The sequence below is a fragment of the Halalkalibacter alkalisediminis genome (genome assembly GCF_028610705.1).
Taxonomy (GTDB): domain Bacteria; phylum Bacillota; class Bacilli; order Bacillales; family Bacillaceae_D; genus Halalkalibacter; species Halalkalibacter alkalisediminis.
In genome coordinates this window covers 135,724-150,802 of the sequence record NZ_JAQQWT010000007.1, presented here as the reverse complement: position 1 = coordinate 150,802, position 15,079 = coordinate 135,724, and the positions used below count along the sequence as shown (strand labels likewise).

14 protein-coding genes are annotated in these 15,079 nt (G+C 38.0%); 2 read left to right on the top strand and 12 right to left on the bottom strand.

Translation table 11 applies throughout. From position 1 onward, the window contains the following. Positions 1-10: 10 nt before the first annotated feature. The 9 genes from PQ474_RS13070 to PQ474_RS13030 all read right to left on the bottom strand — a co-directional run bounded on the left by PQ474_RS13070 (position 11) and on the right by PQ474_RS13030 (position 10,293). Complete coding sequence (locus PQ474_RS13070; protein ID WP_273843934.1) at positions 11-2,197, bottom strand: RelA/SpoT family protein; 2,187 nt, start codon at positions 2,195-2,197, stop codon at positions 11-13. 246 nt (positions 2,198-2,443) lie between these two features. Next, positions 2,444-2,959: an adenine phosphoribosyltransferase gene (locus tag PQ474_RS13065; protein WP_273843932.1), complete on the bottom strand. Its 516-nt coding sequence runs from the start codon at positions 2,957-2,959 to the stop codon at positions 2,444-2,446. A gap of 2 nt (positions 2,960-2,961) precedes the next feature. Continuing rightward, positions 2,962-5,328, bottom strand: coding sequence for a single-stranded-DNA-specific exonuclease RecJ (gene recJ, locus PQ474_RS13060; protein ID WP_273843928.1), 2,367 nt, complete (start codon positions 5,326-5,328; stop codon positions 2,962-2,964). 149 nt (positions 5,329-5,477) lie between these two features. Continuing rightward, on the bottom strand, positions 5,478-5,783 hold the full coding sequence (locus PQ474_RS13055) for a LapA family protein (RefSeq protein ID WP_273843926.1): 306 nt from the start codon (positions 5,781-5,783) through the stop codon (positions 5,478-5,480). Between the two features lie 15 nt (positions 5,784-5,798). After that, positions 5,799-6,725, bottom strand: coding sequence for a cation diffusion facilitator family transporter (locus tag PQ474_RS13050; protein WP_273843922.1), 927 nt, complete (start codon positions 6,723-6,725; stop codon positions 5,799-5,801). A 181-nt stretch (positions 6,726-6,906) separates the two neighbouring features. Then, positions 6,907-7,851, bottom strand: a complete 945-nt coding sequence (gene secF, locus PQ474_RS13045; protein ID WP_273843920.1) for a protein translocase subunit SecF — start codon at positions 7,849-7,851, stop codon at positions 6,907-6,909. Next, a complete protein-coding gene (secD, locus tag PQ474_RS13040) occupies positions 7,841-9,142 on the bottom strand; it encodes a protein translocase subunit SecD (RefSeq protein ID WP_273843918.1) in 1,302 nt (433 codons plus the stop codon). The genes secF and secD overlap by 11 nt, the downstream gene beginning before the upstream one ends. Before the next feature lie 239 nt (positions 9,143-9,381). Continuing rightward, complete coding sequence (locus PQ474_RS13035; protein WP_273843915.1) at positions 9,382-9,657, bottom strand: post-transcriptional regulator; 276 nt, start codon at positions 9,655-9,657, stop codon at positions 9,382-9,384. A gap of 150 nt (positions 9,658-9,807) precedes the next feature. Continuing rightward, a complete protein-coding gene (locus PQ474_RS13030) occupies positions 9,808-10,293 on the bottom strand; it encodes a COG2426 family protein (protein WP_273843912.1) in 486 nt (161 codons plus the stop codon). A 210-nt stretch (positions 10,294-10,503) separates the two neighbouring features. Here PQ474_RS13030 and spoVB point away from each other — a divergent pair, with 210 nt between their 5' ends. After that, on the top strand, positions 10,504-12,075 hold the full coding sequence (spoVB, locus tag PQ474_RS13025) for a stage V sporulation protein B (protein ID WP_273843908.1): 1,572 nt from the start codon (positions 10,504-10,506) through the stop codon (positions 12,073-12,075). A gap of 125 nt (positions 12,076-12,200) precedes the next feature. Here the strand turns inward: spoVB and PQ474_RS13020 are convergent, their stop codons facing one another. Then, positions 12,201-12,854, bottom strand: a complete 654-nt coding sequence (locus PQ474_RS13020) for a DUF421 domain-containing protein (protein WP_273843906.1) — start codon at positions 12,852-12,854, stop codon at positions 12,201-12,203. An 81-nt stretch (positions 12,855-12,935) separates the two neighbouring features. Next, positions 12,936-14,225: an ArsB/NhaD family transporter gene (locus PQ474_RS13015; protein ID WP_273843904.1), complete on the bottom strand. Its 1,290-nt coding sequence runs from the start codon at positions 14,223-14,225 to the stop codon at positions 12,936-12,938. 158 nt (positions 14,226-14,383) lie between these two features. Between PQ474_RS13015 and PQ474_RS13010 the strand changes: the two genes are divergently transcribed. After that, the gene (locus PQ474_RS13010; protein WP_273843901.1) at positions 14,384-14,761 is read left to right on the top strand and encodes a TIGR04086 family membrane protein; all 378 of its coding nucleotides are present in this window, start codon (positions 14,384-14,386) and stop codon (positions 14,759-14,761) included. Positions 14,762-14,812: 51 nt separating this feature from the next. Here PQ474_RS13010 and yajC read toward each other — a convergent pair whose 3' ends face one another. Further along, positions 14,813-15,076 (bottom strand): preprotein translocase subunit YajC, encoded by a 264-nt coding sequence (gene yajC / locus PQ474_RS13005; RefSeq protein ID WP_273844066.1) that lies wholly within the window; start codon positions 15,074-15,076, stop codon positions 14,813-14,815. Positions 15,077-15,079 lie beyond the last annotated feature (3 nt).

The following is a 15,079-nucleotide window of genomic DNA, read 5'->3' as shown; positions in this document are numbered from 1 at the left end:
TTCCTCACCTCTAATGCATCACTCTTCGAACTGAGTATATATCTTTTAGTTGTTTAATTTTATCTACGACTTTGTGTAAATGGTCTATATTATGAATCGAAATGGTCAAGTGAATGGTTGCTACCTTTTGTTTATGATCAGAACGTCCAGAAACGGCATTTATGACCGTCCTTGATTCAGTTATCGCTTGTAATACTTCATTTAACAGACCATTACGATCAAAGGCCGATATTTCAATATCGACATTATAAGATTTACTTTGTTGAACATCGCCTTCCCATTCTACTTCTAGTAATCTTCCCTGTGCCTCTTCATTTTGAACATTTGCACAGTCAGAGCGGTGAATGGAAACTCCACGTCCCTTTGTTATATAACCAATAATCTCATCACCAGGAACAGGCGTACAGCACCTAGAAAGACGAATTAGTAAATTATCAACACCTTTAACCGTCACACCTGAGTTCACTTTCTTCTTTGGTCTATGTGTTTGTACATCGGAAAGCGCAGCTTGTAAAGATTTTTCTTCTAATTCTTGATCTTGTTGCTTCCTTAACTTCTCCGTCATCCGATTCACAATCTGTTTCACGCTAATGCCACCATAACCTGCAGCGGCAAACATATCTTCTTCTCCAGTAAAACTAAATTTATTGGCTACGTCTGAAATATTTTCAGCCGTTAAGACATCCTTTGGTTCAAAATCAAGGGCTCGGATTTCTTTTTCAACGAGCTCTCTTCCCTTTTCGACATTCTCTTCTCTACGTTCCTTTTTAAACCACTGTCTAATTTTATTTTTTGCATGTGATGATTTGGTGATTTTTAACCAGTCTTGACTTGGTCCATACGAATGTTTAGACGTTAGAACCTCAACGATATCTCCCGTATTTAATCGATGATCAAGCGTGACCATTTTCCCATTCACTTTGGCGCCAATACAGCGGTTACCAATTTCACTATGAATCCGATAAGCAAAATCTAGCGGGACAGAGCCTGCGGGTAATTCAACCACATCTCCTTTTGGAGAGAAAACAAAAACCATATCCGAAAATAAGTCCATCTTCAAAGATTCCATGAATTCTTGCGCATCGTTCGTTTCTGTCTGAGACTCAATGACATCCCTGAACCAACTAAGTTTGTCCTCAAACGTATTCTTATTTTGAGAGACTTGCTTGCCTTCTTTATAGGCCCAATGTGCTGCCACCCCATATTCAGCGATTCGGTGCATCTCTTCTGTACGAATTTGGACCTCAAGCGGGTCACCAAAAGGACCTACAACGGTTGTATGAAGAGATTGGTACATATTTGCCTTAGGCATCGCAATATAATCTTTGAAACGACCCGGCATCGGTTTCCAACACGTGTGAATGACACCTAGGACTGCATAACAATCCTTGATGTTATTAACCATAATCCGTACAGCTAATAGATCATAAATCTCATTAAACTGTTTGTTTTGCATAATCATTTTTCGATAAATGCTATAAATATGTTTTGGACGCCCTGATAATTCTGCCTCAACCTGTACTTCTAACAGATTTTCGTTAATCGTTTCCATGACCTCAGATAAGTATTTCTCTCTTTCAGCTCGCTTCTTTTTCATTAAATTAACAATTCTGTAATATTGTTGCGGATCAAGGTAACGTAATGCGGTATCTTCTAATTCCCATTTAATCGTTGATATCCCTAACCTGTGCGCAAGTGGCGCAAAGATCTCTAACGTTTCATTTGAAGTAACACGCTGCTTTTCTGGCGGCATAAATTTCAGCGTACGCATGTTATGCAAACGGTCCGCTAATTTAATCAAAATGACACGAATATCCTTGGCCATAGCAATAAGCATTTTTCGATGATTTTCAGCTTGTTGTTCTTCCTTGGACTTATACTTGAATTTCTTTAATTTCGTTACACCATCAACTAGCATAGCGACTTGTTCATTAAATTCTTTCTCAAGTTCATCTACGGTAACGTCTGTATCTTCAACTACATCATGTAAAAATGCAGCGGCCACTGTGTTGGGGTCAAGTTCTAACCCCACTATTATTCCAGCTACTTGGATGGGATGTAAAATATACGGCTCACCTGATTTACGATACTGTCCTTCATGGGACTTCTCCGCAAATTCATATGCCCTTCTTAAAAAAGCCACGTCTTCTGCATTTAAATACTGACTAGCTTTTTCTAATACTTGATCTATCGTCATGGAATCACCTATTTACGATTCAATATTTCTTTATATTATGGGTAAGTTTCAGACCTATGTAAAGGAAAAAGAGTGAAAAAGTAATGGAAATAATAAAGAGGCTACTGAAAAAGGGGTGGTTTTTCCTTTTTCAGTGGCTACATAATAATATAGGGTGACTCACTCGACATTTTAAGCCTTTAAAAGATTAATTTCGCACAATCCTTTTACAGTGCTAAGTGTCCTAAAGTCACCCTTTTATGATCATTAATTATACGTCATTAAAGAGAACAAGTCATATTGATCCAAACGAGCCCGTCCATCTAAATATCCTAATTCAATCATAAATGCTATTCCAACTACTACTCCACCAAGTTCCTCTACCATTTTAACAGTAGCTTCAATCGTTCCACCTGTAGCTAACAAGTCATCAGCAATTAATACTCGCTGTCCTTTTTGAATAGCATCTTTGTGGATCGTAAGGCTATCTTTCCCATATTCGAGACCATAGTCTACGGAAATAACCTCACGTGGCAATTTTCCTGCTTTTCTTACAGGAACAAAACCAGCTTCTAGCGTGTATGCAATTGGACAACCGACTACAAAGCCGCGCGCTTCTGGTCCGACAACGACATCTACTTCTTTATCTTTACCAAAAGCCGCCATCTCATCAATCGCAGCTTTGTAAGCAGCTCCATCTTGCATGAGTGTTGTGATATCTTTAAAGCGAATTCCTTCTTTTGGGTAGTTTTCAACAATTTGAATATATTTCTTAAAATCCATTTTTACACCGTCTCCTTGATCGTCTTTTCATCTAGTAATTTTTCTTTTACCACTTGTGAGAACCATTGCTTTAAATCCATGTAGGATGAGTATACAAAATCATTCTCTATAAAGGCTTGCTCTTGTTTTCTTCGATATGTCTTTGATTCATCTAAGCTCTTTTTTTCTGGATTTTCAGCTACGTTTAAGATTCCATCGTCTATTGTAACAAAACCAAGCTCACAAAACACCTTTGACATGAAATCAATCGTATGGCGCGACCAACCCTTATATTTGGCTAACTCTTCACTGTGCTTTTTTATATTAAATGATTTTCTCTTTAAAAGAAAAGCATAGAACCACTTGAAATGTTCACGATTAGGATTCGATGTAAAAAATGAGTCCTCCTCATGGTGGAATATCGCATAAATCCGATTTGGTGCTTCATAAGCAGAAAATAGTCTTTTTAATTGCTCTCGTTCTTCTGGTATATCTAATAAAACAACTGTTTTATTAGATAGGTCCTGCTCATTAGTATTCCCATCTATGTGTGTGATATCAAACTGGTGAAGTCCTAATGTATCCTTCGTATTTTCTCGAAAAGCAAGTAAAACTCTGTTTTCTGCAGGAATCGTTGAGAGTCTTTCAATTAATCTGTTTCTCTGAATGCTACGCCAGTCAAATAATTGCCACTCTAAAACCGCAACATCTTCAATCATTAATTGGGGCTTTATATGGTTATTCCATTCATTAATGGACAAGGTCCCAACAGCTGAGACTTTAGCTTGTGCTGTAATTTCCTCACTTAAATAACCAAGATGAAACCCAATTCCATCTAACGTCGCTCCATTTTGAGTGAAGCCTACTTTTAAATGATTAGACTCACTACCAATTTTTCTCATTTGATCCAAATGAACGTCTTGAATTAACACTTTAGGAGTAGGATTTGAAACTCCAAAAGGAGCAAGTTGTTCTAGTTGCTTAATGACATTAACTGAAACATCATCTACACTTGCCACTAAATCAATCGATGTAACCGGCTTAAAGTCATCTACTGTCAATACTTCTCTTGCTTGCTTGCAAAGTCTTGTTCGTAACTCTACTAAATCATCTGCATTCATTGTTAAGCCTGCTGCCATTGGATGTCCTCCAAAATGTGGCAAAATATCACGGCTCTTTGATAACTCTGCAAACATATCAAAACCTTCAATACTTCTTGCTGATCCTTTGGCAAGTCCTTTTTCAGCATCGATACTTAAAACAATTGTCGGTCTGTAATATCGTTCCACAAGACGTGACGCAACAATTCCAATAACTCCTGCATTCCAGCCTTCCCCAGCGATGACTAAAACTTCATTTTCATTAGGGGGGAATTGATCTTCAACCACTTGAATAGCAGCTTCCGTAATGTCGCTCACAACTGCTTGTCTTTCTTTGTTTAAATCATCAATCTCAGAAGCCAACTGTTCCGCTTCTTCATGCGACTCAGATAAAAGCAAAGCAACAGCAGGATCGGCCGAATCAAGCCGTCCTGCTGCATTTATTCTTGGACCGATTCCAAATCCAACATGGTCTGCTTGTACGACTTGAGATGAAATCCCACACTTTTTCTTTAAAGCGATTAAACCAGGCTTCTCTGTAGATTGAAGAGCATGAAGGCCTTCCATTACGAGTAAGCGATTTTCATCTACAAGTGGAACGAGATCGGCAACCGTGCCAATAACAACAATATCTAACCATTCTTTTGGAATTCTTCCGAGTAAGGCATGCGCTACTTTAAAAGCGACACCAACCCCAGCAAGTCCTTTAAATGGATAAGGGCAACCTGGCTTTTTCGGATTAACAATGGCATAAGCATCAGGTAATATAGGTGGAGCTTCATGATGATCAGTTACAATAAAGTCAAGGTTAATTTCCTTTGCTACATTTGCTACATGAACAGCAGCAATTCCTGTATCTACCGTAACGATTAATCCATAGCCTTGTTCCTTCGCTTTTCGTATCGCTGGTTCATTCGGTCCGTAGCCTTCCGTAAATCGATTTGGTATATAGAAATCTACAACGGCTCCAAGTGACTTTAAAGCACAATACATAACTACCGTACTACTCACTCCATCGGCATCATAATCTCCAAAAATAAGAATTTTCTCATTCTGTTCAACCGCCGATTGAATTCGAGTAACGACTCTTTCCATATCATCTAATAAAAATGGGTCATGATAAACCATTTCATCTTTATATATAAATCTTCTTGCTGACTCCACCGTGTCAAAGCCTCGATTAATTAGAAGCTTGGCAACTAAAGGCGCAATATTCAACTCGTTTACTAATTGATCGACTTGACTGGATGCTTGTTCTTTAATTTTCCATCTTGCTTTAGATTTTAACATCAAAAACACCCCTTGAATCTCTCATTATACAGGAGCATTCAAGGGGTTACAACGACCAATCAATGAGGGTGAGCTTGCTTTGTTTGAAGCTTCTGTTTCAGCAACTCTATTTATGTTTAACTAGGAACTATTTCGTCTTAGCACTCCGTTTAGGAATTGCCCTTATCGATTGCTCCCTCTTTAGAAGGTGATGCTGACTCGATCGCATTCGAATCTGTTACACTTTGTTTTTTTACACGTTTTATTTCTGCTTGTAATTGGTAAATTCTAAGCATTCCTACCGTTCCGGCCACAATAGCTCCCATAAAAACAGATCCTAAAATAACAAGAATTAATGGCCATTCTGCATGACCAAATAAATAATTTACTCTTACTGCATCCACATTAATGACGGCAAAAACAGCAATAAGAATGGCGACAATTAATCCAATAATTAAGCTCCACTGTCCCCTCATCACTCCATCCCCTCTCTAAGATTCTAATTTCTTATACGGGTTAATATGCACTAGCACATCATGAACATTTTTCTCTTTTAATAACCGCTCCTTTACTTGTTTACCAATGGCATGGCCTTCTTTTACTGTTATTGATGGATCGACTGCCACTTTAATATCAATGATGACATAATGTCCGTGCTCTCTTGCAAAAAATTCATCAATATTAAGGACACCTTCCACATCATTAGCAGCTTTAATCATTTCTACCGTATCCTCTTCATGCATCACATGGTCCAAAGCATTGTGAATCGATTGTTTCCCTAGAGACCAGGCCATTTTCCCAATTAGGATCGCAACAAAGGCACTAGCTAGCGAATCACCGTATACGAGCCAAGGGATATTTAAATATCCACCAAGTAAAGCAGCCCCTATCCCAATTAGCGCGGCAAACGAAGAGAAGACATCAGAACGATGATGCCACGCATCCGTTATTAAAGCTTCACTCTTATATTTTTTACCCAAATTATACTTGTATCGAAACATTAATTCTTTTACAACGATCGAAAAGATAACGGCATAAATAGCAATAATCTTTGGAACTTCTACCGGTTCAAAAAAAGACTTAAATGCCCCCAAAGCAATTTCAAAACCTACAATAAATAACAATACTGACACAATAATCGCTGCCACAGACTCTGCTTTCCCATGTCCGTAAGGATGATCTCGATCTGGAGGTAATTTAGCAGCCCGGACTCCTATAAGTACAACTACAGAACCGACTACATCTGATGCGGAGTGAACCGCATCCGCCACTAACGCACGACTGTTTGACATAATCCCAATCACTGCTTTAATAGCTGCTAATATGATATTTCCAATAATCCCAACCCATGCAGCGAACCTAACTTTCCGATAACGTACATCTGCTTCAGACAAACAAACACCTACTTTTATCTTCATTTTTAGTCTATGCCTATAATCATAAATGCTGTACTTATTTTACCATCATAAGTGAACATCATTCTATTTTCCAAAAAAATCGGTTTAAATTAAACTTGAATAAAGGTCTTATTACGACACTGAAAACAAAAAGACCAAATCTTTAGTACGCGACTTGGTCTTCTTGGCTGCATTCCCTAATTTATATAGTTGGTTCTCCTTCAGGTTGTTGCTTTGCATTGAACTTATTTTTCTTTATTTGTTTCGCTTTCCAAATCAACCAAAGTTGAGAAGCAAGAAACATGGAAGAGTATGTTCCAGCTACGAGCCCAACGAGTAAGGCAAAGGCAAAAGAACGAATGGCTTCTCCACCGAAAATAAAGATTGCGGCAGCTGCAAATACAACTGTCAAAACGGTATTGATCGAACGAGCTAGCGTTTGAACTAAACTTTTGTTCACAATGCTTGCTAAGTCATTAAAGTCTTTGACTCGTTTGGCCAGTTTCATATTTTCTCTAATTCGATCAAAGGTTACAATGGTATCATTTATCGAATAACCCACAATGGTAAGTACTGCAGCTATAAAAGGAACATTGACTTCTATTTGCAGTAAGCTGAAAACGGCAATGATGAAAAAAGCATCATGCAACAAAGCCACAATTGCAGCAACCCCGTATAAAAACTCAAATCGAATTGTCACATAAATGATGATTCCGACTGACGCAATTAAAACGGCAAATAAAGCATTTCTTGCTAGTTCCTTACCAATAATAGGGTCAACCGTGCTAATGCTAGGCTCTGCCCCATATTTATCACCATAATATGATTGAATTTCAGCTATTTCCGTTGGAGTTAATACACCAATAAAACCAACACTAGCCATTTCATTATTATCACCAGCAAGCTGAATGTCGTCAGGCGTGTAACCTGCACCAATTTGAGAAAAATCCTCACGCACTTCCTCGGCCGTTAATGTATTGGGAGCTAATAAATCTACTCGTGATCCACTTTCAAAATCAATGCCAAGGTTTAATCCTAATGTAAGGAGCAAAATAACTCCTAGCAATGTAAAGGCACCTGAGAAAATAAAAAACTTCTTTCGATGCTTGACGAAATCGATCTCCTTATTTTGAAAATTAAAGCTCACTGATTTCACCTTCCTTTACACCGAACAAACGATATTTCTTATTCAAAGCTCGGCTATTTATCCACAACCCAAGAAGGAGCCTTGAGCCATACACAGCCGTAATAAAACTCATTAATATACTTACTATTAGCATCACTGCAAACCCTTGAACAGAGCTTGTCCCATAAGCAAATAGAACAGAAGCCGCTAAAATCGTTGTAATATTCGCATCTAGAATGGTTGAAAGTGATCTACGACTTCCTGATTTGAACGCAGACATAATTGATTTTCCTGAACGAATCTCTTCTTTAATTCGTTCATACGTAATAATGTTGGCATCGACCGCCATACCCACCCCTAAGATTAACGCGGCAATACCCGGTAATGTAAGAACGGCATTCATCCAATTAAATACAAGTAACACAAGATAAATATAAGTCGTTAACGTGATAACAGCAATAATACCCATAAAACGGTAATAGAAAAGCATATAGATAAAAATTAACACTACGCCAATAAATCCAGCGTATACCGTTTTTTGCATGGCTTGTTCTCCTAAAGAAGCACCAACGGAATTTGAAAATAACTCTTCCAGTTTAACCGGTAACGCCCCTGCGTTTAATACCTCTGCTAAAAATTGTGTTTCTTCAACAGTGAAATTACCTGTAATCGTTGCCGTATTCCCAGGGATCACACCCATGACAGTTGCAGCTGATAAATATTTAGGATCTGCTTTCATCGCTTCATTCACATAAGAGTCCACACCCTCTTCAAAATCAAGCCACATCACTAACAAATTCTCAGCTGGATCTCTTGAAATCATATCTCTTGAAATTTGCTCCATTTGGCGAGCATCCTTAAGTGTTAGGGTCACAATTGGATCATTCGTGTCGGGGTGAAATGTAGCACTTGCACCGTTTTGACTCAAATCAGCCCCATCTACTAACACTTCATCATACACATCTCGAATTGTTAGACTTGCTTCTGTTGCAAGGAGTTCACGTGCCGTTTGTTGATCATCCACCCCTGCTAATTGAACCCGGACTCGGTCATCCCCTTCAATTCGAATATTCGGTTCTGATACACCTAGTACGTTAACCCTTTGATTAAGTGCACTTACCGTAGCTCTTAAAGCATCATTATTAATAATATCTCCCTCATTGGCTGGTTTGACTTTATACAAAATCTCAAATCCACCTTGAAGATCTAGCCCAAGCTTTATTTCCTTCGCAATCCCCATAACAGTTGTACTAATTAAGCCTGCAAGGATTGCAACTATCAGGAAAAAAGCGAAAATTCGCCCTTTTTTCATATTCCTCTTATTCCTCCTTAGAAAAACTCACCATCTGCTAAAAAGATTTTAAGCAGTGTCTTGTTTTTTCTTACCTTTCAATCTCTAGTACATAAAACGTAAATATTAGTAAATCATTCTTAAACCTCAAACTAAGAATGCTTGTCCTTTATTATGTAAAGATGGTCATCTTGAACCCGTTTCATTCCAAACACAATACTACTATTATAGCTTTTCCAGAAATTCACTGTCAATTTCCTCTAACCTTCATATTTAGCAAACCAATCGCTTGGATCAGAATAAGCTTCGATTGTAAGCCAGTTCATAAATGTTTGAGGCTTAAGTGTTAAGACCTCATTCACAAAGTGGTGTAAATGCATAAATTCTTTTTTCTTTCTAAGCTGATGCAGCACACAATTCCAAACATCATCAACGGTAGCACGATCATAACCAAGGAAATGAAGTTCATCTAATTTACTGATTAGAGCAGGTTCAATATCACTACGCCATATTTCAAATTGCTGTTTTTCTCCCATTATTTATCCTCCTCTAGTAACATTGACATCACTAGACATGGCAAACCTTCTCAAATAAAACAAGGCTTGCCATGTCAGCAAGGTCTTTGACCTTTAATAATTTGTCAAACAAGTTTGAGTTCTCAATGATAAACGAAAGGATAAACTTTCTTAAAAGACAGAATACATGAAACTCGTAACGGCAACACCTGCAATTACAACCCCAGTTGCAATCGCCGTAAAGGCATATCGAAATGGAATAAAGAAAAGAATCGCAGCTAGACATGCAGAGTAAGCACCCGTAGTAGGAAGCGGAACCGCTGTAAATAAAATTAATCCGATGGCACCGAACTTTTCTACTTTATCACTTTTTCTCATCGTGCGGTTGTATAGCCAATCATAAAAACGTTTATAAACAGTAAATCTCAACATCCATTTGCTAATCGGTTGAAACAGCAAAAGGATTGGGATAATCGGTAACAAATTTCCTCCAATTCCATAAATGAGGGCTTCCCAATATGAAAAACCCAATTGGTGAGCAACTGGTATACCTCCGCGTAATTCAAGAATAGGTAAGGCCGAAATAAATACAACCAGTAATTCAGGTGGTAAAAATGCAAAATGGTCAAATATAAACTGTTTAATGGCTTCTTTCAATTTTAATCTTCCTCTCTAAAGTTGAGATCTCCTAGGAGTTGTATGCCAATTTTGTGTTGACTACACTTAACGCTTTTATAGTTCTTCTAAAAAAGAAAATGGTGTTTCTGTAATAAACTATCTAACTACTTGTCATGCTTGCCCCACTATTAAGCATATAAATAATAGCGCAAAATATCCATCATTTTTTTATGAAGGTAGGGGCTATACATGACGAAGCAAACATTTCTTAAAGGAGCATTCATTTTAATTATCGCCGGTCTTATCACAAGATTCCTAGGCTTCGTGAATAGAATCGTTGTTGCTAGAATAATGGGTGCAGAAGGGGTCGGACTTTATATGATGGCCGTACCAACTTTGCTCCTCGTCATTACCTTAACACAACTTGGCTTACCGGTTGCCATTTCAAAGTTAGTCGCAGAAGCAGAAGCGAAAAATGATCGACAAAGAATTAAGCGTATCCTTGTTGTGTCACTTACGCTTACGAGTATTTTAAGTATTGTTTTCACAGTAGTCATGATTGCCTTTGCACCATTTGTGGCTAATTATCTTTTAACAGACGCACGAGCTTATTACCCATTAATTGCCATTGCTCCTATTGTTCCAATAGTTGCCTTATCCTCTGTCATGCGTGGGTATTTTCAAGGTCGTCAAAACATGAAGCCCACAGCTTATTCTCAAGTCATTGAGCAAGTTGTCCGAATTACACTCGTTGCGCTCATGACAACAGCCTTCCTCCCAATGGGTATTGAATACGCAGCAGCAGGAGCGATGATTTCAGTTGTGATGGGAGAACTCGCGTCTTTAATTTACATGATCTTTATGTTTAAGCAAAAGAAACGTTTCAGATTGAGACGTCACTTTTTCTCTTATGCAAAAGAAGGAAAACAAACCTTTCGTGACTTAATGGCCATTTCTCTTCCTGCAACAGGAAGCCGGCTGATTGGGTCTATCTCTTTATTTTTTGAGCCAATTGTTGTTGCTCAAAGCTTAGCCCTTGCTGGAGTAGCTACGGTCATTGCAACAAGACAGTACGGAGAATTAGCTGGATTTGTTATACCAGTTCTCTTATTACCAACGTTTATAACCTATTCTTTGTCTGTATCGCTTGTTCCGGCCATTAGTGAGGCGGCTGCCAATAATCATTATAAAACCATTCACCATCGCTTAAACCAAGCGCTAAGATTAGCCTTGTTATCAGGCGGAATATCTGCAGTGATTCTATATGTATACGCTGATGTAATTATGGATTTAATGTATGATGCTCCTACTGTTGCTTCTTACTTAAAGCTAATGGCTCCATTTAGTATCTTTTTATATTTTCAAGGCCCCCTACAATCTACCTTACAAGCACTTGATCTAGCCAAAGCTGCAATGATGAATAGTTTATTCGGTGCAGTAATCAAGATAGCGGCCATATTTGTACTTGCTTCAAGGCCAGAACTAGGAATTATGGGAGCGGCATTAGCGATAGTGATAGGCTTTGTTTTAGTCACATTACTCCACTTTGCTTCTGTTGCGAAGACAATTAGCTTTACCATTGACACAAAGATGGTAGGAAAATCCATTATCCTCATCGGGGCTTCAACTTGGGTCGGTTACCTCCTTTCACAGTTTGCCTTTCCTTCGTTCACTCTATTGTGGCAAACATTATTAGCCATTGGCCTAACTACTGTATTCTACAGCACTTTAATGCTTATTTTAGGCTTAATAAAGCATGAAGAAGCACTACGCATTCCTATTATCGGAAAATGGGTTAGCTCCCTTATCCCGCGTTCATAAAGTCATCAATAAAGAATCTAAATGTTGCCTTTTTCACCTCGTGAGGCTTGGGATGAAAAAGGCAAATCTCATTCTCACTTAAAAGCTCTGCCCTTTGACCAAGAGTCAAGAGGCAGAGCTTTTTATCATCTTTCATCTTTTAAATCCACAAAAAATGTATCTTTGTCTTTTAATGCACAATACGAAATCTTTTTTATATCCCGATATCCCAGTTTACGCATTTGCTGACGTAGCCATAACGGAGTTTGTTTAATTTGGTTTAAATGTTCGTCTTGAACTTTGCCATCTAATATTAATGGCAGTGGCATCATAGGCTGATGCTCTTCACCCTCTTGCTTCTCGATAACGGATAGTTTGCCAGAAGGCTCTAAAATAGCAAATTCCACATCCGAAAGTTTACTGATCTTATTTTGTCTAAGTTGTACGAGAAGGTCATCAAAATTATACCTTTGTTTTCTCATTTCTTTCTCATCAATCTTCCCCTCATTGATTAAGACAGAAGGTTTCCCGTCAATTAACTTTCTTAAGTGATTGTTTTTTAAAGAAATTAGAGCTAATGCTATTTGAATGGTCGATAAGATTACAATCGGTATAATGGAATACATCATCGGAACATCAATATTTTCTATAGATACAACAGCAAGCTCGGCAATCATAATTGAGACAACAAAATCCAAAACAGACAATTGTCCAATTTCTCTCTTCCCCATAAATCGCAGAACAAAGAGAATAATGAAGTAAATGAATATGGTTCTTAGCATGATTGTCATGTAATCCATTAAATTCTCCTCCTTGCGACATATCTAACTTTAGTATGACCGAAGGAGGAGAACACATGATTTGAAGCTTTTGGAAAAAGCCTACATAAACTGACTTAGATAGCGGAAATATAAGTACACAGTAGAAATAATGAAAGATACGATGGCAACTGGCAAGCCAACCTTTAAAAATTCCCAATAACTAAATGGGTGTCTCGCTTTCACTGCCATTCCTGCAACGATTACGTTCGCAGTCGCTCCAATTATTGTCGCATTACCGCCTAAACAAGCACCTAAGGCTAAAGCCCACCACAATGGCTCAAGATTATTCATTCCAAATTCCTGAAATTCTAATATGACAGGAATCATCGCAGCAACAAAAGGTATATTATCGACAAACCCAGATAAAATCCCTGATCCCCAAAGTATGATCAACGCTGTTTTAGGTAGGTCACCTTCTGTAAAATAAATAATCGATTTGGCAATTTCATCAATGATTCCTACTTCCTTCAATCCACCCACAAGCATGAATAACCCGATAAAGAAAAAAAGTGTTACCCATTCAATAGAACGGAAAACCTCTTCCATTTCTTGCTCTTCATGGGTGATTAACATTAATAATAGCGCCCCAACCATCGCAATACTTGTTAAGTCAACTTGGATAAACGGTTGAATAACGAATCCTAAAGTTGTTAAAGTTAGCACAGATACTGATTTAATAAGAAGTTTTCTATCCTTAATATATGTAGTTGGATTAATGGCAAGAATTTTAGCTTGATCCTCTTTAGATATGACCAACTCCTTTTTGTAAAGAGCCACTAATCCTAAAATAACCACGGCAAAGATTAAGATGACTACCGGACTTAGATGAAAAAGAAAATCATTGAACGTTAAGTGGCTCACAGCTTGACCTATCATCAAATTGGGTGGATCGCCGATTAAAGTCGCTGTCCCTCCTATATTCGAAGCCATTACGATTGTGATTAGAAATGGAACAGCCGGAAGCTTAAGTAAGGATGTTAAGGTGAATATAATCGGAACAATTAACAAAACCGTTGTAACATTATTCAAAAAAGCTGATCCAAAGGCTGTTAACGTCGAGATCATAATAAGAAGCGGTACAGGTCTCCCCCCTACCGCTTTCGCTAAAGAAACGGCTACATACTCAAAGAAACCACTTTGACTTGTAATAGAAACTAAAATCATCATTGCCAGTAAAAGAGTAATCGTATGCCAATCTATATGGTGCAAAAAGGCAGCATTAATCTCATATACACCAAATACAAGCATGAGTACCCCACCAAAGCAGGCAATGACAGCTCGATTTAATTTCTCAGTAATAATAAAAAAATAACTACATAGAAAAATGATTAAAGCTAAGGTTACCCCCATGTTTGTACTCCTCTCCTCACATTTCTACCATCTTATGACAAGCTCGTTTGAAACATGTCCAAATTTCACTAGACAAACAAATAATGCGTCTATTTTGAACAAGCCTGAATAAGCTGTAATAAGCAGATGTAATTTTATTATGAAAGGAGAGAAGTGTTTTGACTTATCGTGGATTTATTCCTGCCGTTTTATTTGGGTTAACAACGATTCTCGTGATCGCTCTTTCTTTTAGTCTTGTTGTTTCACTTGTACTAGCGTTTACTTCCTTCACCGAACACTCAGTGAAATGGCTTATAACCAGCGTTGCTTTCATTACTATGTTTTTAGGGGGAACCATTTCTGGGGCGAAAGCTAAGGAAAGAGGATGGATTGCTGGAGCTGTAACGGCCATGTTATTCTCCTTGTTAACATTTCTTATTCAGTATTTAGGGTATGATAATAGCTTTACGAGCGAGCAGTATATGTATCATGGAGGCTATATTGCGGCTGCAGCTATCGGAGGCATTATTGGAGTTAATCTTTCAAGTAATAAGTAATTAGGAAAAAGAAAAGCGCAGCGAAATCGCTGCGCTTTTCTTTTGTACTAATCAATCAGGATTTACAACTTCACGTACAGCTGCACGATCAAAAGTAAGCTTACGGTTATCGTTCACAAGAATGACCATTACATCTTCATCAACTGAGTCAATCGTACCATGTAGCCCTCCAATGGTAACAATCTTGTCCCCACGTTGTAATGAGTTATGCATCTCACGAATTGCCTTTTGCTTCTTTTGTTGTGGACGAATTAGTAAGAAGTAAAAAATCGCAAACATTAGAATTAGTGGTAGCAATGTTCCAAATATCTCCATCAT

Excerpts from the sequence above, each read along its gene's own strand:
- PQ474_RS13070 (WP_273843934.1), bottom strand. The coding sequence starts at position 2,197 with ATGACGATAGATCAAGTATTAGAAAAAGCTAGTCAGTATTTAAATGCA.
- PQ474_RS13065 (WP_273843932.1), bottom strand. The coding sequence starts at position 2,959 with ATGGATTTTAAGAAATATATTCAAATTGTTGAAAACTACCCAAAAGAA.
- recJ (WP_273843928.1), bottom strand. The coding sequence starts at position 5,328 with ATGTTAAAATCTAAAGCAAGATGGAAAATTAAAGAACAAGCATCCAGT.
- PQ474_RS13055 (WP_273843926.1), bottom strand. The coding sequence starts at position 5,783 with ATGAGGGGACAGTGGAGCTTAATTATTGGATTAATTGTCGCCATTCTT.
- PQ474_RS13050 (WP_273843922.1), bottom strand. The coding sequence starts at position 6,725 with ATGAAGATAAAAGTAGGTGTTTGTTTGTCTGAAGCAGATGTACGTTAT.
- secD (WP_273843918.1), bottom strand. The coding sequence starts at position 9,142 with ATGAAAAAAGGGCGAATTTTCGCTTTTTTCCTGATAGTTGCAATCCTT.
- PQ474_RS13035 (WP_273843915.1), bottom strand. The coding sequence starts at position 9,657 with ATGGGAGAAAAACAGCAATTTGAAATATGGCGTAGTGATATTGAACCT.
- spoVB (WP_273843908.1), top strand. The coding sequence starts at position 10,504 with ATGACGAAGCAAACATTTCTTAAAGGAGCATTCATTTTAATTATCGCC.
- PQ474_RS13020 (WP_273843906.1), bottom strand. The coding sequence starts at position 12,854 with ATGGATTACATGACAATCATGCTAAGAACCATATTCATTTACTTCATT.
- PQ474_RS13015 (WP_273843904.1), bottom strand. The coding sequence starts at position 14,225 with ATGGGGGTAACCTTAGCTTTAATCATTTTTCTATGTAGTTATTTTTTT.
- yajC (WP_273844066.1), bottom strand. The coding sequence starts at position 15,076 with ATGGAGATATTTGGAACATTGCTACCACTAATTCTAATGTTTGCGATT.